Consider the following 21,810-nt stretch of genomic DNA (forward strand, 5'->3'; position numbering starts at 1 on the left):
CCTCCCGGCCCGCCACAGTCCATTTGTGCAAAGTGACGGTCCAGTGGGTATTCGAGTGCTTGCATAGAACCCTCTGCGAGGGGTGGGATGTGAAGCGACTCAACGGCATGGACGCCATGCTGCTCTACAGCGAAACGCCCAATCTGCACACCCACACGCTGAAGGTCGCGATCATTCACGCCGCCGACCACCGCGGCGAGTTCAGCTTCGACGTGTTCCGCCAGACCGTCGCGCGCAGGCTGCACCTGCTCGACCCGCTGCGCTACCAACTCGTGGACATCCCCTGGAAACTGCACCACCCGATGTGGCTGGAGGACTGCCCCGTCGACCTCGACTATCACCTGCGCCGCGTCGAGGTGCCCGCCCCGGGCGGACGCCGTGAACTCGACGCGGTGATCGGCCGGATCGCCAGCACCCCCCTCGACCGCACGCGTCCGCTGTGGGAGTTCCACTTTGCCGAGGGCATGGCCGACGACCGCTTCGCCCTGATCGGCAAGGTGCACCACACGCTGGCCGACGGCGTCGCCTCGGCGAACCTGCTCGCCCGCCTGATGGACCTCGCGGGCGCCGCGGACACAGACGACGCCGAGTACCGACCCTGCGAACCTCCGTCGAACGCCGAACTGCTGCGCGCGGCGGCCCGCGACCACGTCCAGCACATCGCGGCGCTGCCGGGGCTGTGGAAGGACACCGCAGGCGGCATCGCGCGGGTGCGGCGGCGCGCGAAAAATCGTAGCGAGCAGACCGATATGGCCAAGCTGTTTCGCACCCCACCGACATTCCTCAACCACGTGGTGTCCCCGGGCCGCACGTTCGCCACGGCGTCGCTGTCGCTGGCCGAGGTCAAGGGCACCGCCAAGCACCTCGGGGTGACGTTCAACGACATCGTGCTGGCGATGGCGGCCGGCGGGCTTCGCGAGCTGTTGTTGCGCTACGACGGCCGGGCTGACCGCCCGCTTCTGGCGTCGGTGCCGGTCAGCACCGAGACCTCCCCCGACCGCGTCACCGGCAATGAAATCAGCGGGCTGTCAGTGTCATTGCCCGTTCACGTCGACGATCCACTCGAACGGGTGCGGTTGACCTCGGTCGCCACCGCGCGTGCCAAGGAGAACCACGACCTGCTCGGCCCGAAATTGCAGGGCCAGTTCATGGAGTACTTGCCGCCGCCGCTGACGCCGGTCCTGTTGCGGTGGCAGTCCCGGCGCGCCGCTCACAACCGGTTGATGAACGTCGCGGTGTCCACCGTGCCAGGACCGCGACAGCGGGGCCATCTCGGTCACGCCCCGGTCAGCGAGATCTACTCGGTCGGGGTGCTTTCCGCCGGCAGCGCGTTCAACATGACGGTCTGGAGCTACGTCGATCAGGTCGACATCTCGGTGCTGTCCGACGACCAGACCTTCGTCGACGTCCACGAGGCCACCGACGCGATGACGCACGGCCTCAACGAGATCCGCCTTGCCGCCGGGTTACCGCCACTGACGGTGGTGGACAGCGCCATGGCGCCCGCCACCGCCAAGGGTTAGGCGGTCCGGTCCCGCAACTCGTTGCGCAGGATCTTTCCGGTGCTGCCGCGCGGCAGTTCGTCCAGGATCGTGATCGACCGGGGCACTTTATAATTGGCGAGGTTGTCGCGCACGTGTTGCTTCAGCGCATCCGTGGTGGCCGTGGCGTTCGGCTCGAGCACCACGAACGCGACGAGTCGTTGGCCGTACTGCTCGTCGTCGACGCCGAGCACCGCGGCCTCGGCCACGTCGGCGTGGGCCACCAACGTCTTCTCGACTTCGATCGGGTAGACGTTCTCACCACCCGACACGATCATCTCGTCGTCGCGGCCGACGACGAACAACCGGCCGGCCTCGTCGAGGTAACCCATGTCGCCCGACGCCATGAAGCCGTCGTGGAAGTCCTTGGTGGTGCCCGATGTGTAGCCGTCGAACAGCGTGCCGCTCCGGACGAAGATCTGGCCCACCTCACCGGTCGGTACCTCACTGAACTGCTCGTCGAGGATGCGGATCTGCGTGCCGTCGGCGGGTTTTCCCGCGGTGTCGGGAGCCACCCGCAGATCCTCCGGAGTCGCGGTGGCGATCATGCCCGCCTCGGTGGCGTTGTAGTTGTTGTAGATGACGTCGCCGAACTGGTCCATGAACTTGATCACCACATCGGGACGCATCCGGGACCCGGACGCGGTGGCAAAGCGCAGTGACGTTGCACGGTAGCGGTTCCGGACTTCGTCGGGCAGCTCCATGATCCTGTCGAACATGACCGGGACGACCGCCAGTCCGGTGGCCTGGTGCCGATCGATCAACTCCAGTGTGACCTCGGGATCGAACTTGCGCCGGGTGACGATCGGGCACGCCAGAAGCGCGGCGAACAGCAGTTGGGAGAAGCCCCACGCGTGGAACATCGGCGCCGCGATGACGATCGGCTCCTCCGCGCGCCAGGGGGTGCGGTCCAGCACCGCCTTGAGGTCACCCGCTCCCCCGCTGCCTTCGGAACGTCTGGCGCCCTTGGGTGTTCCCGTGGTGCCCGAGGTCAGCAGGATGATGTCACTGGTGCGCTCGGCGGGCTTCGGCCGGTCGCCCGCGTGCGCCTCGATCATCTGGTCTGCGGTGACCGCTGCGTCACCGGGCCCGTCGGTCCAGCCCAGGATCCGGGTGGCGTCCGGGTGGCCTTCCAACGCCCGGTCGACGATGCCGGTGAACTCCTCGTCGTAGATGACCACGTCGGCGCCCTCACGCTCGACGACCTCGGCCAGCGCGGGCCCGGAAAACGACGTGTTCAGCAGCAGCACATCGGCGCCGACCCGGTTCGACGCCACCAGCGCCTCGATGAAACCGCGGTGGTTGCGGCACATCACCGCAACGGTTTTGGGCGTCCGGCCGAGGTTCTGCAGTGCCGCGGCCAGCGCGTCGCAGCGGTCGTCGAGTTGCTTCCAGGTGAGGCTGCCCCGTTCGTCGACCAGCCCGGTGCGGTCGGGACAGCGTTGGGCGGCGGTGGCGAAGCCCACCGTCGCCGTCACGCCCACCCGGCGCATCGCCGCGCCCATCCGCAGGTAGCGGTCCGGCCGCATCGGCGCGATCAGCCGTGCCCGCCAGAGAGTTTGAAGCAATCCCACAGTGTCAGCCATCCCCGTCAGCCAAGCACAGGGAAGCGGCGCTCGCGGGCAAGTTCGTCAAGCGCCTGCTGCATCACGGCCCGCACATGCAGGTCGACGGCCTCGATGTCGGGGTCCTCGCCGAACTCGGCGACCACGTCGATGGGTTCGAGTACCCGGGTGACGATCTTGGCGGGCAGCGGCAGGTTCGGCGGGAAGATCGCCGACAGGCCGAACGGCACCCCGAAACTCAGCGGCAGGATCTCCATCCGCGCCCGGGTCAGGCCGAGGCGTCGGGCGATCGAGTCGCCGCGGGCGAGGAACAACTGGGTTTCCTGCCCGCCGATCGACACCATCGGCACGATCGGCACGCCGGTCTCGACCGCCGTGCGCACATAGCCGGTCCTGCCGTTGAAGTCGATCACGTTGCCGGTGACCGTGGGACGGTAGGAGTCGTAGTCGCCGCCGGGAAAGACCAGCACCACCGCGCCGTCGCGCAGCGCCTGCGCGGCGTTGTCGCGGCTGGCCTCGATGACGCCGGATCGGCGCAACCAGTCCCCGATGTTGCCGAGGAACACGCCGTAGTGCGCCAGCGTGTACACCGGGCGGTCGAAGCCGAACTTCTCGTAGAACGCGGGCGCGAAGATCAGCACATCCGGAGTGAACATGCCGCCGGAGTGGTTGGACACCACCAGCGCGCCACCCGCCGACGGCACCTGGTCGAGATCGCGCACCTCGGCGCGGAAGTAGCGCTTGATGATCGGGCCGACCCAGTTGGTGATCTGCCGGGTGAAGCCGGGATCCCATTTGGTCAGTTCTGACTTCTTCGCCCCGCCACTCATGCCGTATCTGTTCCCACTTCTCGCCCCCCGCCCACCAACGTCGCATGAGTATGCTACTTTCCGAAAAAGAGAATAACATATCCGCAGGTAGGAAACTTTTATGGTGGGATCTGTGCTGGTGACCGGCGGCCTCGGCCTGGTCGGTTCGGCGACCGTACGGCGGCTGGCCGCCGACGGTCGCCGGGTGGTGGCCGCCGACCTCGACACCGCGGCCAACCGTAAGGCGGCCACCGAACTTCCCGCCGGAGTCGCGGTTCGGTGGGCCGACCTGACCGATCCCGAGCAGACCGACGCGCTGGTGAGCGATGCCGCGCCCGGCGCGATCATCCACCTCGCCGCGATCATCGCGCCCGCCATCTATCGCCACGCCGCACTTGCGCGCCGGGTCAACGTCGATGCGACGGCCACCCTGGTGCGCATCGCCGAGGCCCAACCCGACCCGCCGCGGTTCGTGCACGCGTCGAGCAATGCGGTGTTCGGCGCCCGCAATCCCCACCGCACCGGCCGACCGCTCACCGCCGACGACCCGATGCGGCCCTGCGATGTCTACAGCGGCCAGAAGGCCGAGGCCGAGCAGATCGTGCGCGGTTCGGCCCTGGAGTGGGTGGTGCTGCGCTTCGGCGGGGTGCTCAGCACCGACTTGTCGGCGCTGCCGCTGTCCACCGACGCGATGTTCTTCGAGAGCGCGCTGCCCAGCGACAACCGGGTGCAGACCGTCGACGTCCGTGATGTCGCGTGCGCGTGCGCGGCGGCCACCACCGCCGACGTCGCAGGCGAAATCCTGCTGATCGCGGGCGACGAGTCCCACCGCCGCTGCTACGGCGACCTGACACCGGCGGTGGTGGCGGCGTTGGGCATGCCCGGGGTGATCCCGCCGGGACGGCCCGGCGATCCCGACAGCGACACCGACTGGTTCGTCACCGACTGGATGGACACCACCCGCGCCCAGGAAGCACTGCAGTTCCAGCACTATTCGTGGCCCGACATGATGTCGGAGTTGCGCGCCCGGTTCGGATGGAAACGCCATCCGGCACGGCTGTTGAGTCCGGTCGTGCGGACCTTCATGAAGCGCCGCAGCGCGTATCGCCACGCGCCGGGCCGATACGCCGATCCGTGGGGCGCGATCCGCGACAAATTGGGTGATCCCGCATGGGATCGGCCCGAAGACACCGGCTGAGGACATAGGGTCGCGCCGTGGACAGTTTCGCAGGACGCGCGGCAGTGATCACCGGGGGCGCCAGCGGGATCGGCTTGGCCACCGCCAGGGAGTTCGCGCGTCGCGGCGCGCGCCTGATGTTGGCCGACATCGACGAGGCCGCCCTGGACGGGGCCGTGACCGACCTGCGCGCAGGCGGGGTCGACGCGCACGGCGTCGTCTGCGACGTCCGCCGACGCGACGACGTGGCCGCGCTGGCCGACGAGGCGTTCGGTGTGTTCGGCGACGTGCACGTCGTGTTCAACAACGCGGGTATCGCCCATGCCGGATCCCTTGCCGAGACCAGCCACGACGACTGGCGGTTCGTCATCGACGTCGACCTGTGGGGGCCGATCCACGGTGTCGAGGCGTTCCTGCCCAGGCTGATCACGCAGGCCGATGACAGCCATGTGGTGTTCACGGCGTCGTTTGCGGGCCTCATTCCGAACGTCGGCCTGGGGCCGTACTGCGTGGCGAAGTACGGCGTCGTCGCGCTCGCCGAGACGTTGTCGCGCGAGGTGCGCGCCAACGGCATCGGCGTCTCGGTGCTGTGCCCGATGATCGTGGAAACCAATCTGGTCCCCAACAGTGAACACGCGCGGGGCGTGGACTACGGGTCCGCGGCGTTGGATGTCGACACCGCACAGGCGTTGATGTCCCCGACCGATCCCGAGGTGACCGCCGACGACGTCGCGCGCCTGATGGCCGACGCGATCCTGGCCAACCGGCTCTACGTCATACCGCACAGCGCCGCGCGCGGTTCGATCAGGCGCAGGTTCGATCGCATCGACCGCACCTTCGACGAACAGGCCGCCGAGGGCTGGACCCACTGACCGGCTAACCGCGGCCCAACTCGTACTCGCCGGTCTGCGGGTCGCGGTACCAACCGCTGGACGCCTGGGTTCCGCCGTCGACGTGAATGGTCTGACCGGTGATGTAGCTCGACATGCCGGATGCCAGGAACACTGCCGCGCCCGCGATCTCGTCGACGTGACCGACCCGCCCCATCGGGATCATCCCGGCCGCAGCGGACCTGGTCTCCGACGAGAGCCGCTGCAGCCCCTCGGTCATCGTCAGGTCGGGAGCCAGCGCGTTGACCCGGATGCCGTGCGGCGCCAACTCGAGCGCGGCAGTCTTGGTGTAGTTGACGACGCCGGCCTTGGCCGCCGCATACGCCGCGTAACCCGGCGCGGCACGCACCCCCTCGATGGAGGTCACGTTGATCACGCTGCCGGGCTGCCCGTTGTCCACCAGGCGGCGCGCCACCCGCTGGGTGCACAACAGCACATGACGAAGGTTGCTGCGGTACAGCGCATCCCAGCCGTTCTCGGAGGTGTCGAGCAGCGGCGACTTGAACGTCCCACCGGCGTTGTTGACCAGGATCGAGACCTCGCCGAGTGCGTCGACCGTACGGCGCAGCGCGTCGTCGACCTGCGCGCTTTCACGCACGTCGGCGACGATGCCCAGCGCGCCGACCGTGTCTGCCGTGGACGCGCATGTCTCGGGGTTGCGCTCCCAGATCGCCACCGAGGCGCCGAAGGCCGCCAACCCTTCGGCCACGCCTCGCCCGATACCCTCGCCCCCGCCGGTCACCACCGCGACGCGGCCGGTGAGCAGGATGTCGGACGGATCGATGGTCACGGGTGCAGACTAGCCTCGTGAGGCCTTGGCCTTGCTGCCCATCGCGGGTGCGTTGCCGATCACGCCCTGGGCCTCCAGGTCGCTGATCTGTTCGTCGGTCAGGCCCACTTCGGCGAGCAGTTCGCGATTGTGCTGTCCGAGCAACGGCGCGGACCGCACGTGAACGCGTTCCGGACCGCGGGAAAGCTTGAACGGCAAGGTGCTGTGCGGGGTGCGGGAGCTGACCGGATGCCCGACGTCTTCGAAGAACCCGCGCGCCACCAGTTGCGGCAGTTCGGTCTGCCGGTGCGGCTGCATCACCTTGCCCACCGGAACCCCGTGTGCCCACAGCGTGTCGACGATCTCGTCGCCGGTGCGCTGTTCGCACCAGGCGGCCAGGTGCTCGTCGATCGCGTCGTGGTGTGCGCGCCGGCCGGCCGCGGTGCTCAACTCGGAGTCATCCGTCCAGTCGTCGCGACCGAGGGCAGCGCACAGCCCCGTCCACTGTTCGTCGGTCGCCACGGCAACCGCCACCCAACAGTCGGGCCGGCCGAACTCGTCGATCTCGTTGCAGCGGTAGAGGTTCTGCGGCGCGGCGATCGGACCGCGGTTGCCGTCGCGTCCCAACAGTGCGCCGTAGGCGGAGTACTCGACCACCTGTTCGGCCGCGACGGCCAGTGCCGCGTCCACCATCGCCGCCTCCACCAGCACACCCTGGCCGGTGCGGTTGCGTTGCTCCAAGGCCACCAGCAAGGCGTTGACGGCGTGGATGCCGGCGTTCGGGTCGCCGACCGAGTAGGGCTCGTAGGGGTTGCGGTCCGGGTAGCCGGTCAGCCAGCTGATCCCCGAGGCCGCCTCGATGACGTAGGCGAACGCCGGGTTGTCCCGCCACGGACCGTCCAGGCCGAATCCCGGCATCCGCAGCATGATCGCGTCGGGCCGGACCGCCTGCACGGCAGCGAAATCCAGTCCGATCTGGTCGAGCACCCGCGGGGTGAAGTTCTCGACGACCACGTCGCAGGTGGCGATGAGGCGGTCGAGCACTTCGCGACCCGCCGCCGTCTGCAGATCCAGGGTGAGTCCCCGCTTGTTGGTGTTGAGTCCGGAGAAGATCGGTGACTTCTCCCACCACTGGTCCTCGGACACCGGGATGCCCGCGATCAGCCGCGTGCCGTCGGGGCGTCTGGTGGACTCGACGTGGATGACGTCGGCGCCGAGCATCGCGAGCATGTGCGTGCACGACGGCCCGGCCCAGAACGTCGTCATGTCCAGTATCCGCAGCCCCTCACACGGCAACCCCCGTCCCGCCGAAACGGACGTTTGGGCGCTAATTGGGGGCCTTTTTCGACCGGTTTGTCCGTTTCCGCGATACCAGTCGGTGTGTTCGCCCAGCCGCGGCGCGGCCTGCGGTTCCGCCAGCACGGGGGGCTGCGTCCGGTACGGGGCACGCGGCTGGTCGAAGCCGTCACGCGGATTGGGCGTGAAACTGCCCCGCTCTCGGAAGTGGTCCAGGCCGACGATGTTGGCGCCGTTGGCCACCGGGGCGTTGGGGATGCGAAACGCCGTCGCCAGCTCGCGGATGTCCTCGACGGTGTGACTTTCGACCCAGGCATACAGTTCGTCGGCCTTCTCGTTGGCCTGTTCGGTGATCGACAGCGGCGAGTCCTCGTCGATCCAGTCTTCGTGTCCGGTCATCGCGCACAGGTCGAACCACTGCTGCGCGGTGCCGCAACCGATGTCGATCAACCCGTCCTTGGCGCGTGCGATCCCGGGTACGGTCAGCCGCCGCGCATCCCGCCACGGCCTGCCCAGCATCTCGTAGTACGTCACGGGATAGTAGGTGAGACCGAGGATTTGAGTCTCCAGCATCGACACGTCGACCAGTTCCGCGCCGCCCCGCCGCCGCGAGGCCAACGTCGCCGCGCTCGCGTACGCCCCGGCGAGATACTCGCCGACCTGCCCGCCAACGTACACCGGCGCCCGGTCGGCCGAGCCACGGCCCAGTCCGACGATGCCGCCCGACCACGCCTGCAGTGTGAACTCGGTGGCGGGGCGGTCTCGCCATGGACCGGTCAACCCGAACGGTGTGATGGACGTGACGGTCAGGTGGGGGTGCGCCGACCGGATCGCCGCCGGTGTGAACACGACGTGCTCGGCCACCGTCGATCCCCCGCTCCACACCACGGCGTGGGCGTCGGTGAGGAGGCTGTTGACGAAGTTCAGGTCGGTGTCGGGGTCGGCGATCACACTGTGCTTCGAGCACGCCAGGTAGCTGAACAGCGCACCGTCGGAATCCGCGATGTCGGCGCCCGAAGCCGACCATCGCCGCAGCGGATCACCTTCCGGCGGCTCCACTTTGATCACCCGCGCCCCGGCATCGGCCAGCAGCTTCGTGCAGTAGGCCCCGGCGATTCCGCTGGACAGGTCGACGACGACATACCCGTCCAGCGCACCGACTCCCTGGCTCAATTCCCCTTCTTGCGATTGGACTTGCTCAACCGGAAATCCGGTGGGAACTTGTTGTCGTTGTCGTTGACGGCATCGGCCAGGCCGCTGTCGATGGCATCCATCATGTCCAGGTCATCGGTGTCGTCGTTGGCCACGCCGCTGCCCATCGACTCGAAGAACGCCGACAGCAGGCTGCCCATGTACTCGCCCTGGTGCTGCTTGAAGATCTCGAAGAAGATCTTCTGCTGAAACACGGTGTCGACGGGACGGTTTCGCGCACACGCCCGCGCGTACTTGTCGACCTCGGCCTCGAGCTGATCGCGGGACACCACCTTGTTGAGGAAGTTGCACTGAGCCATCTCCTCGGCGGTGAACGGCCGGCCGGTGAAGACCATCTCCTGGAATTTGCGCAGGCCCATCATCTGTACCCACGTCCACATCCGCGGACCCCACCCGTAGTAGCGGAACGAGGGGTGGCCGAACAACGCGTCGTCGCTGCTGATGACGAGGTCGGCGTCGGCGCACTGGTAGAAGTGCCAGCCGTAGCAGTAACCCTTGGCCTCCACGATGCTGATCTTCTTGAGTTCCTGCAACGGCCGGTTGCCTGCCTGCACGTTCGCATACCAGGCGCTGATCGTCGCGCCGTGACGGAACGTGCCCTTGGGCGGATAGGTGACCTCGCCGACGCCGTCGTCTTCCAACCGGAGTTCGGCCAGGCGCAGGTCGGGGTTGTCGTTGCCCTCCATGAACTCGGGTAGATCCGCGCCGCTGCCGAGATTGTCTCCGACACCGCGGATCACGACGACCTTGACGTCGTTGTCGACGCTGGCCGCCCGCAACAGGTCCGCATACCGCAGTCGCGCGCCCGAGGTCGGGGCGTTGAGGAACTCCGGCCGGTTGAAGGTGATGGTGGCGATCTTGGTCTTCGGATCCTTGTCGTAGAGGATGATCTCCTCGGGCTTGGGCCGACTTCCGTTACTGGACATGGGGGCTCCTTCAGCCGATACCGACGCTGGCATGACTGGCCGACGGGCTCGACGTCAGCACCTCCGGTCCTTCGGACGTGATGAGCACGGCCTCGCGGTTAAAGACCGCGCCGAGGTCCTGCTGCCAGACGTAACCGGTGACCGCGAGCACCATTCCGGGCTCGAGGGCCTCCCGCTCGGCGGTGGCCCGCAACTGCGGTGTGACCACCGGAGAGTCAAACCCCAACCCCAGGCCGTGCGCGACGGGCATCGGCGGCAGCGGTTCGCCCGCGGCCTCGTAGGCCGACAACAGGTCGCTGGCCGCCTTGCCGGGCCGGCATGCGTCGACAAGCCTGTCCCACAACGCGTTCGACCGGTCGTACAGCGCCGTGCAGTCGACCTCGCCGACGGGCCACGTCCGGCCGACCTCCCCGACGTACCCGTCGGCCAGCACGCCGGCCGCGAACGCCACCAGGTCACCGCGTTCGATCCGCCCGTCGCTGCGGGCCCGCCGCCACGGGTGGTCCTTGGCGGTCACCCAGGCGCCGTCCTGGGTCGCCGGCGTGCTCACCCCGCCGGCCGCCTGGGCCTCGAGCATCACCGCGGTGAGTTCACGCTCGGTAACACCCTCGCGCAGTTCGGCGACCGCGGCCGTCAGGGACTGCTCGGCCACTCGTACCGCGCCGCGCAGCGCCGCCACCTCCTGCGCGGTCTTGACGCGCCTGGCTGCGCGCATCGCCGCTTCACCGTCCACCAACTCCGCGTCCGGAAATGCCAGCGGAAGCAGCTTGGCGAAGGACGGTGTGAGGGCATCGGTTCCGACGCGCCGGGCGCCGGCCGTGCCCTCGATTCTCTTCAACACCTCGATGAACGTCATCGGGTTCCACGCCAGCCCGTAGAGCCGCTCGTGGGGGATGTCGTCGGGGATTCCCTCGTCCCACGTGCTGTTGAGGTGGATCTCGCCGGTCGACCGCACGATCGTGCAGATCGGGCCGAACGGCCGGGTTCCCGCCACCCACAGTTGCGGTGCACCCGAGAAATACCGCACGTTGGCCTGCCGGCCCAGCACGAGCACGTCGAGGTCGTACGCCGCCATCTGTGCCAGCGCGCGTTCGCGACGGCCGCTTCGCAGTGCCCGTTCGTCGGGCAGGATTTCAGTTGCCATCTGAGCCGCCGCTGTGCAGGCCGTAGGGCTCGTAGGGGTAGTCGGTCAGCGACGTGAACCCGTCCTCGGTGATAACCACGATCTCCTCGCTTCGATAGCCGCCGGTGCCGTCCTCCCAGACCACGGGCTCGAGCACGAGCAGCATCCCGGCCGGGAAGACAAAATTGTCGTCGAACTCCTCACCGAGATCCGTTCCGATCATCGGCATTTCGGCCGCGTTCGTGCCGATGCCATGCCCGAGATAGAAGTGTGGCAGCCACGGCTTCTTGCCACCGTTGGCGGCGATGGCCGCCCGGGCCAGGTCACCGGACGTCGCACCGGCCTTGGTGACCTTGAGCACCGCGTCGATGATGGCGCGCCACTGGTGGAACTGGTCGTGCTGTCGCGCGGTGGGGGGTTCACCGACGAGCCACGTGCGGCCGAAGTCCGAACAGTAGCCGCGGTAGGTGATGCTGACGTCGGTCCACAGCACGTCCCCCTTGGCCAACTCGCGTTCGGTGGTCAACAGCGGCAGAGCGAGGTCGCCGTGGGTGGTCCAGGTGCCCTCGGCCTTGGTCGCGGGCATCACCTGCCAGATCGCCTCCAGCATGTTGGCGGTGGCGCCGAGTTCGAAGGCGCGCCGGACGAACTGCGCGGACAGGTCGATCTGTCGGACACCGGGTGCCAACGCCTTCTGGACGTCGACGACGGCTTCCTCGGTGATCCGGCAGGCCTTGCGGACACAGGCCACCTGGTCGGGTGTCTTCACCAACTTCGCGGCGCCGACCACGGGCGCGGCGTCCGACGGCGGTCCGGCGGGGAACAGCCTGCCCCCGGCGCGGCGCATCGCGCCGGTCAACTCGTCGACGGCCACCGTCGCCCCGGCGGGGATCAGATCAGCGATGACACGTCCGAAATGTTCGACGCCCTCGTCGAATTCGAGGTACAGCGGCGGGTGGACATGGTCGGCCGGAATGTGTGACTCCGACGAGGCGCCCTCCCGGAACGGCATGAACAGGTGGGGGTGTTCGTCGTCGGCCAGCACGATCGCCACCGGACGCTCCACATGGGACAGACCCGCGTCGAGCAGTGGCCAACTGGCGCCCGTCGCATACACGACGTTTCCGTTGCCGAGCAGGATCAGCGCGTCGACGCCGTTGTCCTTCATGGCCGAGCGCAGGCGCGCCCCGCTTTCGCGGTACATCCGGCCGGCGTCGGGCACATCGGGTATCTCGAAGGCGGTGGATTCCGCCGTCGCAACAGTTGTCATTTATACGTCCAAGAACTTGGTGATGTTGGTGCTGACGATCTTCACGGCATTGTCGACGCCGACCGCGTCCACGACGGCGGCCAGCGACTTCTCCGAATAGCCGAACGTCGACTCGTTGTGCGGATAGTCCGTCGACCAGTAGACGTTGTCCACACCGATCTGGTCGATCAGCCGCAGGCCCAGCGGATCCACCATGAACGACGCGCTCATGTGGTTGTCCCAGTAGTGGCGCACGTCATGTTCGAGCTGATGGTTGAACATGTGCCGGTAGGAGGCGAACATGTGCTCGGCGTCTTGTAACGCCGTTGGCACCCAGGCGATCCCGCCCTCGAACCAGCCGACCTTCAGCGACGGGTGCCGGTCCAGGATTCCGGAGAACACGTATTTGGCGAACTGTTCGCGGAACGAGTCGACGTTGACCATCATGCCGACGACCGTGCTGTTGTGTTCGCACGGCGTCTTCGGCGGGGTCTCGCCGATGTGGTGGGTCACCGGCAGGCCGGCCGCCTCGATCTCGTCCCACACCGCGTCCATCGTCGCGCTGCCGTAGTCGTAGATGTTGCCCTCGTCGTCCTTGCCCGGATTCAGCGGCAGCAGGAACGTCTTGAGGCCCAGTGACTTCAGTTCCTCGAGCGTGCTGCGGGTGCCCTTGGGGTCCCACCAGTTGATCAGTCCGACACCGTAGAAGTGGCCGTCGGCCCGCTCCTGCAGTTCGGCGATGTGTTCGTTGTAGATGCGGAACACGCGCTCACGCAGTGACTTGTCCGGGTAGTGGAACAGCGCGAGCACGGCGTTGGGAAACACCAGTTCCTTGTCGACACCGTCTTCGGCGAGTTCGCGGATGCGTGCCTCGATGTTGTTCGACGCGGCGCCGGCCAGATCGTCGTACTGCATCAGTACCTTGCCGAAATCGCCGCCCACCCAGGTCTTGCCCTTCATACCGACCATGTACGCGCCGTCCTCGTACCAGATGCGCGGCGCCTGGCCTTTCAGGTCGTCCGGGAAGCGTTCGAAGAAGATGTCCTCGGCCACCGAGATGTGGTTGTCGGCCGAGAAGATCACGGTGTCGGCGGGCAGACCGATGGATTCCTTGAAGTTGGCGGTTACCTGGCCGCGGCGGTCCTTCGGCGCACCCCATCCTTCGGCGGGATACAGATCGCTACGACGATGGGTGGGCGGTTGCGCTGTTGGTGCTGACATCGGTGATACTCCAATCGGGCTGTGCGACGGGGCCTGTGGTTACCAGGCCACCGGGAGTTCGTAGACGCCGTATGCGAGACGGTCGTGCTTGAACGGGATCTCGTCGAACGGGACGGCGAGTCGTAGCGTGGGGATGCGCCGCAGCAGGGTGTGGAACACGATCTGCAACTCGGCACGGGCAAGCTGCTGTCCGACGCACTGATGGCGGCCGTAGCCGAAGCCGAGTTGCTGCCCGGCGTCGCGGGCGAGGTCGAGCTTGTCCGGCTCGGGGTACGTCGCGGGATCCCAGTTCGCCGGGGCGAGGTCCAAGATGATGCCCTCACCCGCACGAATGGTCTCGCCGGCGATCTCGATGTCCTCGATGGCGACCCGGCGCTGGCCGTTCTGGATGATGGACAGGTATCGCATCAACTCCTCGACGGCGTTGGCGATGAACTTGGGATCGTCGGAATCCCGTAGCAGCGCGGCCTGTTCGGGGTTCTCCAGCAGCGCCAGCACACCGATGCCGATCATGTTGGCGGTGGTCTCGTGTCCGGCGATGAGCAGCCCGGTGCCGAGTTGGGCGGCCTCCTTGACGCTGATCTCACCGGCGTTGACCCGTTCGGCGAGGTCGGACACCGCATCCTCGGACGGGTTCTCCATCTTGGTCTTGACGAGGTCGCTTAGGTACTTGGCGAGGCTCATCGCCCCCTTCTGCCCCTCTTCCGCACTGGCGTACCGGGCGAGGCCGACGTTGGCGTGATGTTGGAAGAACTCATGGTCTTCGTAGGGCACGCCGAGCATCTCGCTGATCACCCGGGTGGGGACCGGCAGGGCGAGTTTGGCGACGATGTCGGCGGGCTGCGGCCCGGCCAGAATCGCGTCGATGCTCTCGTCGGTGACCTGTTGGATCGCCGGCCGCAGGCCCTCGACCCGCTTGAACGTGAACGGCTTCGACAGCATCCGGCGGAATCGGGTGTGCTCCTCGGCGTCGGAGGTGAAAACCGACCGGGGCCGCTTGTACACGGTGGACAGCATGTGTTCGTTCCAGTGCGGGAAGCCCTCGTGGCGGTCGTCGACGCTGACGCGCGGGTCCGCGAACAGTTCGCGCGCCACCTCGTGACCGGTGATCAACCACGGGGTGGTGCCGTTCCAGATCCGCACCCGGGAAAGGGGTTTGGCCCGGCCCATCTCGAGGATCTGCGGAGGCGGCGCGAACGGGCACCGGCCGTCGCGCTCCATCGGGTACTCGGGGACGTCGCCTGCCTTCTCGGCGGCGCTGGTCGTCAGGGTGTCAGACATTGGTGTTTCGTCATTCCTCGATGTCGATTGCTTGTGCCGGGCACGCCTCGGCGGCGTTGCGGACGCTTTCGGCCTGGTCGGTCGACGGGTGGTCGTTGAGCACGACGACGACGCCGTCCTCATCGCGTTGGTCGAAGATCTCGCCGGCGTTGAGCACGCACTGGCCCGACGAGATGCACTTATCCTGATCCACAGTGATTTTCATGTCAGGGCCGCTCCGTGACCGGCGCCCGCCACAACCCCACGATCGCGTCGATGAGGCCGGATGCCACCGCACTCCAGCTTGTCCGGGGCACGGTGTCGCCCTCGGCGAAGGCGCGTTCGAAGTCCGCGCACGTGTGCATCAGCAGGTTGCGCACCATGACGTTGCGCTCGGTGACGACGGCCATCGGCAGGTCGGGCAAACAGCGGGTGATGCCGTCGACAACCAACAGCAACGACGGTGAGCCGAGCGCGTCCTTGACGACGATCTTCTGATATGCCGGGTCCGCCAACGCCTGCGCGGCGAAGCGGGCGTACCACGTCGGGTTGCCCAGTTTGTCCAGATGCTCGGTCAGCGAGCAGACCATACAGGCGATCCAGTCGCGCAACTCCGTGGAGTCGCCGATCTCGGCAACCATGCGGGCGAGCAACCGCTCGATCGACACCCGGTGCTTCTGTTCGATCGCACGGACCAGATCGGCCTTGGTGCCGAAGTGGTAGCCGACCGCGGCGTTGTTGCCCTGCCCGGCGGCCTCGCTGACCTGCCTGTTCGATACCGCGTAAACACCGTGCTCGGCGAACAACCGCTCCGCCGCGGCCAGGATCGCTTCGCGTGTGCTGCTGGCCCGCTCGGTGCGAACGGTCCTGCTGGCTGTCGTCACGCTGATCAGTGAACCCCGTCACATCAGTTAAGTCAAGCGACTGATTTAAAATCGGCTGCACTCGACGCGCCCACAGGCAGGCGCATATGGTCCGCTGCGATGGTCAGATCGCGCTTCACCCGCAACGGCGACGTTCGCTTGCACTACCTCGAGTCCCGCGCGAACGACACTCGCGCTCCCGTTCTCTTCGTGCCGGGTATGACCGACGTGGCCGAGGACTACGTCGACGTGCTCCCGACGTTCGAGCGCAGGACTGCCGTGATGGAGTTGCGCGGACACGGCAAGAGTGGCGCGCCCGCACGCGGGTACGACGCCGCCACCCTGAGCGCCGACGTTGCGGCGGTGGTGGACGACGTCACCACCGGACCCGTTCACCTCGTGACATTTTCGCGGGGCACCACGTATGCGCTGATGTGGGCGCTGGGAAACGCGCATCGTGTCCGGTCCCTGTCGATCGGTGACTACACGCCGGAGGAACGCGCGCTGCCCGACGACGTCTCACGCCGACTGGTCGAGGGGCGGTGGCGAGGTACCCGGGTGTCGGACCGACTGGACGTGACCGCCGCGCTCGACACCTTCCGGACGGCCCGCGATCGCTCGTACTGGGAGCCGCTTGCCCGACAACGGTTCCCGCTCCTGGTGGTGCGCAGCGGAGACGGCGTGCTGATCAGTGAGGACGAATGGTCGCGCTACCGGCGGATGTTCCCCGAGGCGCGACTAGTCGAATTCCCCGACTCGCCCCACGACATCTTCCGGCCCGACCGCGAGCGCTACCCCCGCCTCGTCCGCCAGCACGTCGACCGCGCCGACGAGGCCGTCGACGGGCCGTCGGCCGCGCCCACCGCCGCGGGCTAGCCGGTTTTCGGCTTGCGCGCGATCACCTTGCCCGCCACGGTGCCGCCGTCGATCGGCAGCACCGTACCGGTGACATACCGTGAACGGTCGGTGGCGAAATACAGCGCCGCCTCGGCGACATCCTCCATCGTGCCCTCCCGCTTGAGCGGGCGGTCGTTACGCATCTGCTCACGGATCTTCGCCTCGAACTGCTCGAGCTTGTCCAGATCCTCCCCGGCCGCCGATTTGCGGACGATCGCGGTCCGGATATTTCCCGGGGCGATGGCGTTGACGCGAATTTCGTAGTGCGCCAACTCGATCGCGGCCGACTTGGTGAATTGGATGACCGCCGCCTTCGACGCCCGATACGTCATCACCCCGCCGCCGGCCTGGATGCCGCCGATCGAGGTCAGGTTGATGATCGACCCGCCCCCGTGCTGCGACATGTGCCGGGCCGCGTCGCGGGTGCCGGCCATCACCGCCCGCACGTTGATGCGCATCACCTTGTCGAAGTCCGCGAGGTCGTCGTCGAGAAACCGCCGGTGCATGGTCCCCGAGATGCCCGCGTTGTTCACCATCACGTGCAGGCCGCCGAACCGTTCGATCGCGGTGTCGACGAGGCCGCTGACTTGTTCGATGTCGGCGACGTCGGCCGCGACGAAGTGAACGTCGGCGCCCAGTTCCTCCGCCAGCGCATCGCCGCCGTCCCGGTCGACATCGCCGATCAGCACCTTGGCGCCCTCGGCGGCGAAGCGGCGCGCCAACCCCTCGCCGAGACCCGATGCGCCGCCGGTGACGACCGCGACCTTGCCGACCAGTTCGTCCGTCATTGCGCCGTCCCCTCGCCGTCAGATGTCCAGAAATTCACCAGCAGTTCGTTCACCGCGTCGGGTTGTTCGATCTGTGGACAGTGTCCCGCGTCGGAGATCACCGCGGACCGCCCCGCCGGGATCTGGCCCGCGATCTCGGCGGCCCACCCCTTGGGCAGCAGTTTGTCGCCGCCGCCCTCGACGACGAGCACCGGCACGCCGATGCGTCCGTATGGTCGCGCGCTCGAGGGTAAGGCCGGGGGCTCCAGCCCGGGACGACGAAACCTCGCGGCCGCCAGCGCCTCCCACGCACCCGGCGCGATACTGGACTCGTATCGCCGCTGCACATATGCCTCGTCGGCGGGATAGGCCGCGTCGTAGAACAGCGCGGTCACAATGCGGCGCATGCCCTGCAGCGTCGCGTCGTAGTCGTAGAGCGCCGCGGAGTGTTCGTTGCGCTGGATCTCACCTCCCCCGCAGATCGTCACCATGCTGCGGACGGGCAGTTTCGGCGCATCCGAGGTGGCGTCGACGAACAGGTTGACCGCGCCCATCGAGTTTCCGACGAAATGCGCCGAGGCGACGCCGAGCGTTTCGCAGAATCGCGCGATGTGGCGGATCCGCATCCCGCGGCCGTCGTTGAAGTCGATCACCTTGGCCGACCCGCCGAAGCCCAACATGTCCAGGGCCAGCACCCGGTGCGTGCGGGCCAGCGCCGCGATATTGCGCTCCCAGCACAGTTCCGCGCAGGCGCCGAACTCGCCGCCATGCAGCAGAACCACCGGATCGCCCTGTCCGGCTTCGAGATAACCGGTGACCAGTCCGTCGACCAGGACGGACCTTCGTTCGAACTCCACGGGCGCCTACGATACTTGGAGTTGCACGCCCGGTGAACTCCATCCACCCAGTGGCAGTTTGTCCAAAGTGCTTAATTGCTACCGGCGCTCGGCGGCGTACACCGGAACGTTGGCAAACCCGGGCCACGCTCGTCATCGCGACCAGTCGCAGGTTGGGGTGGTCGACCTCGTATTCGGGCAGCAGATCCATGCCGCCCGGCAGGCGGGCCTATTTGATGGCGATCGGGCTGACCGGCGCGCCGACGGCGCCGACGACCTTCAGCGGCGGGGCGACCAGTTGGAACTCGTAGACACCGTCGGCCGCGCAGTCGGCGGCGAGCGCGGTGAGATCCCAGTACTCGCCGAGCATCAGCCCCATGTCACGTAGGCACAGCATGTGCATCGGCAGGAAGGTGCCCTCGACACCGTTGGCCGGGTCGGGGTCCTCGACCATGAGATTGTCGGCGGCGACCGCCGCGACGTCGAGGTCGTGCAGCCACGATGCGCATGTCCAGTGCAGGCCGGACCCCGGTTCGGCGCCGTCACCGGTGGCCAGGAACCGGGTCCACCACCCGGTGTGCACCACGACGATGTCACCGGCTCCGATGACGACGCCTTGTGCCTTGGCGACGTCGTCGAGTTCCGATGGGGTGATCGGGTTTCCGGGCTCGAGGAACACGTCGGCACCGCGGTGGGCCACGACGTCGAGCAGCACGCCGCGCGAGTTGATCCCCTTGCCGTCGACCTTGTCGATACCGCAGTGGTAGGCACCGAAGCTGGTCACCGAATCGGCGGGAAAGCCGTTGTAGAGTTTGTCCTCGTAGTACACGTGAGACAGCGCGTCCCATTGCGTGGCCGCCTGCAGCGGCATCACGATCATGTCGTCGTTGAACCGAAACGGGTTGTCCACGAAGAACTCACTGAGCTGTTGTGCCACCGAGTTCCGCAGCCACTGCGGGCCGTATTCGACCAGCGTGTGCGCATCACCGCCGTCCACCGTCATCACGTGGGTGGGGTTCTGGCGGAACTGAAACGCCCCCTGCGGGCCTCCGGCGCTGAAGTCGCCACCGAGAGAGAGCACCTTGCCCTGCCTGACCAGGCCGGCGGCTTCGGTGACCTTCTCGGGGGTGATGAAGTTGAGCGTGCCCAACTCGTCGGCGTCGCCCCACCGGCCCCAGTTACGCACCTCGTCGGCGACCCGACGAAAGTCCTTCATGCCGGCCATCACTCGCCTCTTTCCGTCATTGTCGAGTCACCGCGTCCGCGAGATCAGTTTCACCGATCGAGCCGCCGTCCACCCAGATGACCTGCCCCGTCAGGTAGCTCGCTGCGCGACTGTTCAAGAACACCAGAACGGCCGCCTGCTCGTCGGGTTCGGCGGCGCGGCCCAGCGGGGTGTGAAAGGAGTCCAGGAACTCCTGTCCGTAGGCGCGACGCAACTGGTCGAGGATCGGGGTGTCGGTGACGCCGGGTGCGGTGCAGTTGATGCGAATGCCCCTGGCGCCCAACGCGGACACCTTCGTCATGCCGTAGAGGATGATGGCCTCCTTGGACAGCCGGTAACCGCCGCCGTCGGCCAGTGCCTCCGGATTACGCCGACACCACTCGATTCCGTCGTCGACTGACGCGGTGTTGACCAGGCCCACGGTCACCGCGGCGTTCTGCCGGTATGCCGAGGCCGCAAGCGAGGACACGTTGGCGATGGCCGAGCCCGACGGCATCGAGGGCACGATCGCCTCGGTGAAGCGGCGGGTGCCCAGGAAGTTGATCCTCACCACCTGTAGCGGGTCCCCGATGCCCGAGGACACCCCGGCGACGTTGAAGAGCGCATCGACGTCGCCGTCCACCTTTGCCGCGGCCGCATCGATCGAGGCGGGGTCCGACAGGTCCAAGGCGATGAACTCACCCACCGGCGTCTCGGGTTCCCGGACGTCGAGTCCGATCACCTCGGCACCGAGTTCGGCCAGCTGGCCCGCCACTTCGGCGCCGATGCCCGACGCGCATCCGGTGACGACCGCGCGGCGGCCGTCATAGCGCCACCGCTCGTCAATGCGGCCCATCGCTGAAATTCTTATCCGTTGGCATCCGCGGATGGATTCCTGCTCTGCCATCCTTCGCCCGACTTGAGCTTGGCGGCAGCCGCCTCGATACCCGCGTTCATCTCCTCCATCGCCAGCGACACCTCGTTGGCGGTGTAGTTCTCGCGGCCGGTCGGCAGGCCACCGAACGCGTAGGTCTCGTCGAACTCCGGCGCGGTCGAGGCCGGCCTGCGGGCCTCCACCTTCTCCAGGACCGGTGCCAGCCGCTTGACCTTGTCGGCCCTGGCCTTCTCGTCGCGCTCGATGAACTCCGGCAGCACCTCCTTGCCCATCAGCTCGATCGACTCCATCGTCTCCTCGTGGCGGCGCGGGGTCAGCAGCAGAATCAGCTCGTCCACGCCGCTCTCCTCGTAGCCGCGCAGGAACTCGCGCACCGTCGCCGGGCTGCCGATGGGGCCGCGGTCCGGGCCGTAGACGATGCTGGGATCCTTCTCGATCTCCTCGAGATGCCGCTGCCACACCCCGGTCCGGCCCGGCGTGTGCATTCCGGTCATGTAGTAGTGCATGATGCCGAACGCGAAGAAGCCGCCGCCCTTGCCGAGTCGGTCGATGGCCTGCTCGTCGGTCGGGGCGACCATCATCGACAGATCGCCGCCGATGGCGAGGATGTTGGGGTTCACCTGCGGCGTGACCGGTACCCCGTTCTCCTCGAACTCCTTGTAGTAGCCGTTGACTCGCTCGGTGAGCGGGCCGGGTCCGGTGTAGGCGAAACTGAGCGCGCCGAGGCCGCGTTGCGCGGCCATCTGCACCGAGGCCGGACGGGTGCAAGCCACCCACACCGGCGGGTGCGGCTTCTGCATCGGCTTGGGAACCACGTTGCGCGGGGGCATTTCGATGTGCTCGCCCTTGAAGCCGGTGAACGGCTCCTCGATCATGCAGCGGATCGAGACCTCCAGCGCCTCCTCCCACATCTTGCGCTTGTCGGCGGGGTCGATTCCGAAACCGCCGAGTTCGCCGACCGACGACGACTCGCCGGTGCCGAACTCCACCCGCCCGTTGGAGATCAGGTCCAGCGTCGAGACCCGCTCGGCGACACGGGCGGGATGGTTGACGGCCGGGGGCAGGTGCATGATGCCAAAGCCCAACCGGATGTTCTCGGTGCGCTGGCTGGCCGCGGCGAGAAAGATCTCGGGCGCCGTCGAGTGGCAGTACTCCTCGAGGAAGTGGTGCTCGGTCAGCCACACCGTGGAGAACCCCGCCTTGTCGGCGGCCTCCACCTCGTCGAGACCGTCCTGGAAAAGCTTGTGTTCGTCGTCGTCACTCCACGGCCGCGGAAGCGGGAATTCGTAGAACAGCGAGATCTTCATTTC

General features: G+C 67.4%; 20 protein-coding genes. 4 read left to right on the forward strand and 16 right to left on the reverse strand.

What is annotated here, in order from left to right; genetic code table 11:
• The first annotated feature begins 89 nt into the window (after nt 1–89).
• On the forward strand, nt 90–1,523 hold the full coding sequence (locus ABQE89_RS21100; RefSeq protein ID WP_448420209.1) for a WS/DGAT/MGAT family O-acyltransferase: 1,434 nt from the start codon (nt 90–92) through the stop codon (nt 1,521–1,523).
• On the opposite strand, the gene fadD12 is transcribed toward ABQE89_RS21100, so the two are convergent.
• A complete protein-coding gene (gene fadD12, locus ABQE89_RS21105) occupies nt 1,520–3,127 on the reverse strand; it encodes an acyl-CoA ligase FadD12 (RefSeq protein ID WP_448420211.1) in 1,608 nt (535 codons plus the stop codon). The genes ABQE89_RS21100 and fadD12 overlap by 4 nt on opposite strands.
• Nucleotides 3,128–3,132: 5 nt before the next feature.
• Nucleotides 3,133–3,936 (reverse strand): lysophospholipid acyltransferase family protein, encoded by an 804-nt coding sequence (locus ABQE89_RS21110; protein WP_448420212.1) that lies wholly within the window; start codon nt 3,934–3,936, stop codon nt 3,133–3,135.
• A 100-nt stretch (nt 3,937–4,036) separates the two neighbouring features.
• On the opposite strand from ABQE89_RS21110, the gene ABQE89_RS21115 reads away from it, so the two are divergent.
• Nucleotides 4,037–5,113, forward strand: a complete 1,077-nt coding sequence (locus ABQE89_RS21115) for an NAD-dependent epimerase/dehydratase family protein (RefSeq protein ID WP_448420214.1) — start codon at nt 4,037–4,039, stop codon at nt 5,111–5,113.
• Nucleotides 5,114–5,130: 17 nt separating this feature from the next.
• A complete protein-coding gene (locus ABQE89_RS21120) occupies nt 5,131–5,964 on the forward strand; it encodes an SDR family NAD(P)-dependent oxidoreductase (protein ID WP_448420216.1) in 834 nt (277 codons plus the stop codon).
• Nucleotides 5,965–5,968: 4 nt separating this feature from the next.
• On the opposite strand, the gene ABQE89_RS21125 is transcribed toward ABQE89_RS21120, so the two are convergent.
• From ABQE89_RS21125 to ABQE89_RS21165, 9 genes are read right to left on the reverse strand one after another with little or no spacing between them, the layout of a single operon-like run.
• Nucleotides 5,969–6,772 (reverse strand): SDR family NAD(P)-dependent oxidoreductase, encoded by an 804-nt coding sequence (locus ABQE89_RS21125; protein WP_448420218.1) that lies wholly within the window; start codon nt 6,770–6,772, stop codon nt 5,969–5,971.
• Nucleotides 6,773–6,781: 9 nt separating this feature from the next.
• A complete protein-coding gene (locus ABQE89_RS21130) occupies nt 6,782–9,220 on the reverse strand; it encodes a CaiB/BaiF CoA-transferase family protein (RefSeq protein WP_448420220.1) in 2,439 nt (812 codons plus the stop codon).
• Nucleotides 9,217–10,185, reverse strand: a complete 969-nt coding sequence (locus ABQE89_RS21135) for an enoyl-CoA hydratase/isomerase family protein (RefSeq protein WP_448420222.1) — start codon at nt 10,183–10,185, stop codon at nt 9,217–9,219. Before ABQE89_RS21135 ends, ABQE89_RS21130 begins: the two co-directional genes overlap by 4 nt.
• A gap of 10 nt (nt 10,186–10,195) precedes the next feature.
• A complete protein-coding gene (locus ABQE89_RS21140; protein WP_448420224.1) occupies nt 10,196–11,329 on the reverse strand; it encodes a M24 family metallopeptidase in 1,134 nt (377 codons plus the stop codon).
• A complete protein-coding gene (locus ABQE89_RS21145) occupies nt 11,319–12,578 on the reverse strand; it encodes a M24 family metallopeptidase (RefSeq protein WP_448420226.1) in 1,260 nt (419 codons plus the stop codon). The genes ABQE89_RS21140 and ABQE89_RS21145 overlap by 11 nt, the downstream gene beginning before the upstream one ends.
• Nucleotides 12,579–13,778, reverse strand: coding sequence for an amidohydrolase family protein (locus ABQE89_RS21150; RefSeq protein ID WP_448420228.1), 1,200 nt, complete (start codon nt 13,776–13,778; stop codon nt 12,579–12,581).
• 39 nt (nt 13,779–13,817) lie between these two features.
• A complete protein-coding gene (locus tag ABQE89_RS21155) occupies nt 13,818–15,059 on the reverse strand; it encodes a cytochrome P450 (protein ID WP_448420230.1) in 1,242 nt (413 codons plus the stop codon).
• A gap of 10 nt (nt 15,060–15,069) precedes the next feature.
• Nucleotides 15,070–15,264 (reverse strand): ferredoxin, encoded by a 195-nt coding sequence (locus ABQE89_RS21160; RefSeq protein WP_448420232.1) that lies wholly within the window; start codon nt 15,262–15,264, stop codon nt 15,070–15,072.
• Between the two features lies 1 nt (nt 15,265).
• Nucleotides 15,266–15,922: a TetR/AcrR family transcriptional regulator gene (locus ABQE89_RS21165; RefSeq protein WP_448420234.1), complete on the reverse strand. Its 657-nt coding sequence runs from the start codon at nt 15,920–15,922 to the stop codon at nt 15,266–15,268.
• A gap of 99 nt (nt 15,923–16,021) precedes the next feature.
• Here ABQE89_RS21165 and ABQE89_RS21170 point away from each other — a divergent pair, with 99 nt between their 5' ends.
• Complete coding sequence (locus tag ABQE89_RS21170; protein WP_448420236.1) at nt 16,022–16,777, forward strand: alpha/beta fold hydrolase; 756 nt, start codon at nt 16,022–16,024, stop codon at nt 16,775–16,777.
• Here the strand turns inward: ABQE89_RS21170 and ABQE89_RS21175 are convergent.
• The 5 genes from ABQE89_RS21175 to ABQE89_RS21195 form a co-directional block, all read right to left on the reverse strand.
• Nucleotides 16,774–17,586, reverse strand: coding sequence for an SDR family NAD(P)-dependent oxidoreductase (locus tag ABQE89_RS21175; RefSeq protein WP_448420238.1), 813 nt, complete (start codon nt 17,584–17,586; stop codon nt 16,774–16,776). The genes ABQE89_RS21170 and ABQE89_RS21175 overlap by 4 nt on opposite strands.
• Nucleotides 17,583–18,422, reverse strand: coding sequence for an alpha/beta fold hydrolase (locus ABQE89_RS21180; RefSeq protein WP_448420240.1), 840 nt, complete (start codon nt 18,420–18,422; stop codon nt 17,583–17,585). Before ABQE89_RS21180 ends, ABQE89_RS21175 begins: the two co-directional genes overlap by 4 nt.
• A gap of 208 nt (nt 18,423–18,630) precedes the next feature.
• Nucleotides 18,631–19,626, reverse strand: a complete 996-nt coding sequence (locus ABQE89_RS21185) for a cyclase family protein (RefSeq protein WP_448420242.1) — start codon at nt 19,624–19,626, stop codon at nt 18,631–18,633.
• 16 nt (nt 19,627–19,642) lie between these two features.
• Nucleotides 19,643–20,461 (reverse strand): coniferyl-alcohol dehydrogenase, encoded by an 819-nt coding sequence (locus ABQE89_RS21190; RefSeq protein ID WP_448420244.1) that lies wholly within the window; start codon nt 20,459–20,461, stop codon nt 19,643–19,645.
• A gap of 11 nt (nt 20,462–20,472) precedes the next feature.
• Complete coding sequence (locus tag ABQE89_RS21195; protein WP_448420246.1) at nt 20,473–21,807, reverse strand: LLM class flavin-dependent oxidoreductase; 1,335 nt, start codon at nt 21,805–21,807, stop codon at nt 20,473–20,475.
• Between the last annotated feature and the right edge of the window lie 3 nt (nt 21,808–21,810).

The sequence above is a fragment of the Mycolicibacterium sp. XJ1819 genome, assembly GCF_053483675.1.

What these genes read in the sequence shown, in the direction of transcription:
- fadD12 (WP_448420211.1), bottom strand. Translation starts at nt 3,127, where the DNA reads ATGGCTGACACTGTGGGATTGCTTCAAACTCTCTGGCGGGCACGGCTG.
- ABQE89_RS21110 (WP_448420212.1), bottom strand. Translation starts at nt 3,936, where the DNA reads ATGAGTGGCGGGGCGAAGAAGTCAGAACTGACCAAATGGGATCCCGGC.
- ABQE89_RS21115 (WP_448420214.1), top strand. Translation starts at nt 4,037, where the DNA reads ATGGTGGGATCTGTGCTGGTGACCGGCGGCCTCGGCCTGGTCGGTTCG.
- ABQE89_RS21135 (WP_448420222.1), bottom strand. Translation starts at nt 10,185, where the DNA reads ATGTCCAGTAACGGAAGTCGGCCCAAGCCCGAGGAGATCATCCTCTAC.
- ABQE89_RS21140 (WP_448420224.1), bottom strand. Translation starts at nt 11,329, where the DNA reads ATGGCAACTGAAATCCTGCCCGACGAACGGGCACTGCGAAGCGGCCGT.
- ABQE89_RS21145 (WP_448420226.1), bottom strand. Translation starts at nt 12,578, where the DNA reads ATGACAACTGTTGCGACGGCGGAATCCACCGCCTTCGAGATACCCGAT.
- ABQE89_RS21150 (WP_448420228.1), bottom strand. Translation starts at nt 13,778, where the DNA reads ATGTCAGCACCAACAGCGCAACCGCCCACCCATCGTCGTAGCGATCTG.
- ABQE89_RS21155 (WP_448420230.1), bottom strand. Translation starts at nt 15,059, where the DNA reads ATGTCTGACACCCTGACGACCAGCGCCGCCGAGAAGGCAGGCGACGTC.
- ABQE89_RS21160 (WP_448420232.1), bottom strand. Translation starts at nt 15,264, where the DNA reads ATGAAAATCACTGTGGATCAGGATAAGTGCATCTCGTCGGGCCAGTGC.
- ABQE89_RS21170 (WP_448420236.1), top strand. Translation starts at nt 16,022, where the DNA reads ATGGTCAGATCGCGCTTCACCCGCAACGGCGACGTTCGCTTGCACTAC.
- ABQE89_RS21175 (WP_448420238.1), bottom strand. Translation starts at nt 17,586, where the DNA reads ATGACGGACGAACTGGTCGGCAAGGTCGCGGTCGTCACCGGCGGCGCA.
- ABQE89_RS21185 (WP_448420242.1), bottom strand. Translation starts at nt 19,626, where the DNA reads ATGGCCGGCATGAAGGACTTTCGTCGGGTCGCCGACGAGGTGCGTAAC.
- ABQE89_RS21190 (WP_448420244.1), bottom strand. Translation starts at nt 20,461, where the DNA reads ATGGGCCGCATTGACGAGCGGTGGCGCTATGACGGCCGCCGCGCGGTC.
- ABQE89_RS21195 (WP_448420246.1), bottom strand. Translation starts at nt 21,807, where the DNA reads ATGAAGATCTCGCTGTTCTACGAATTCCCGCTTCCGCGGCCGTGGAGT.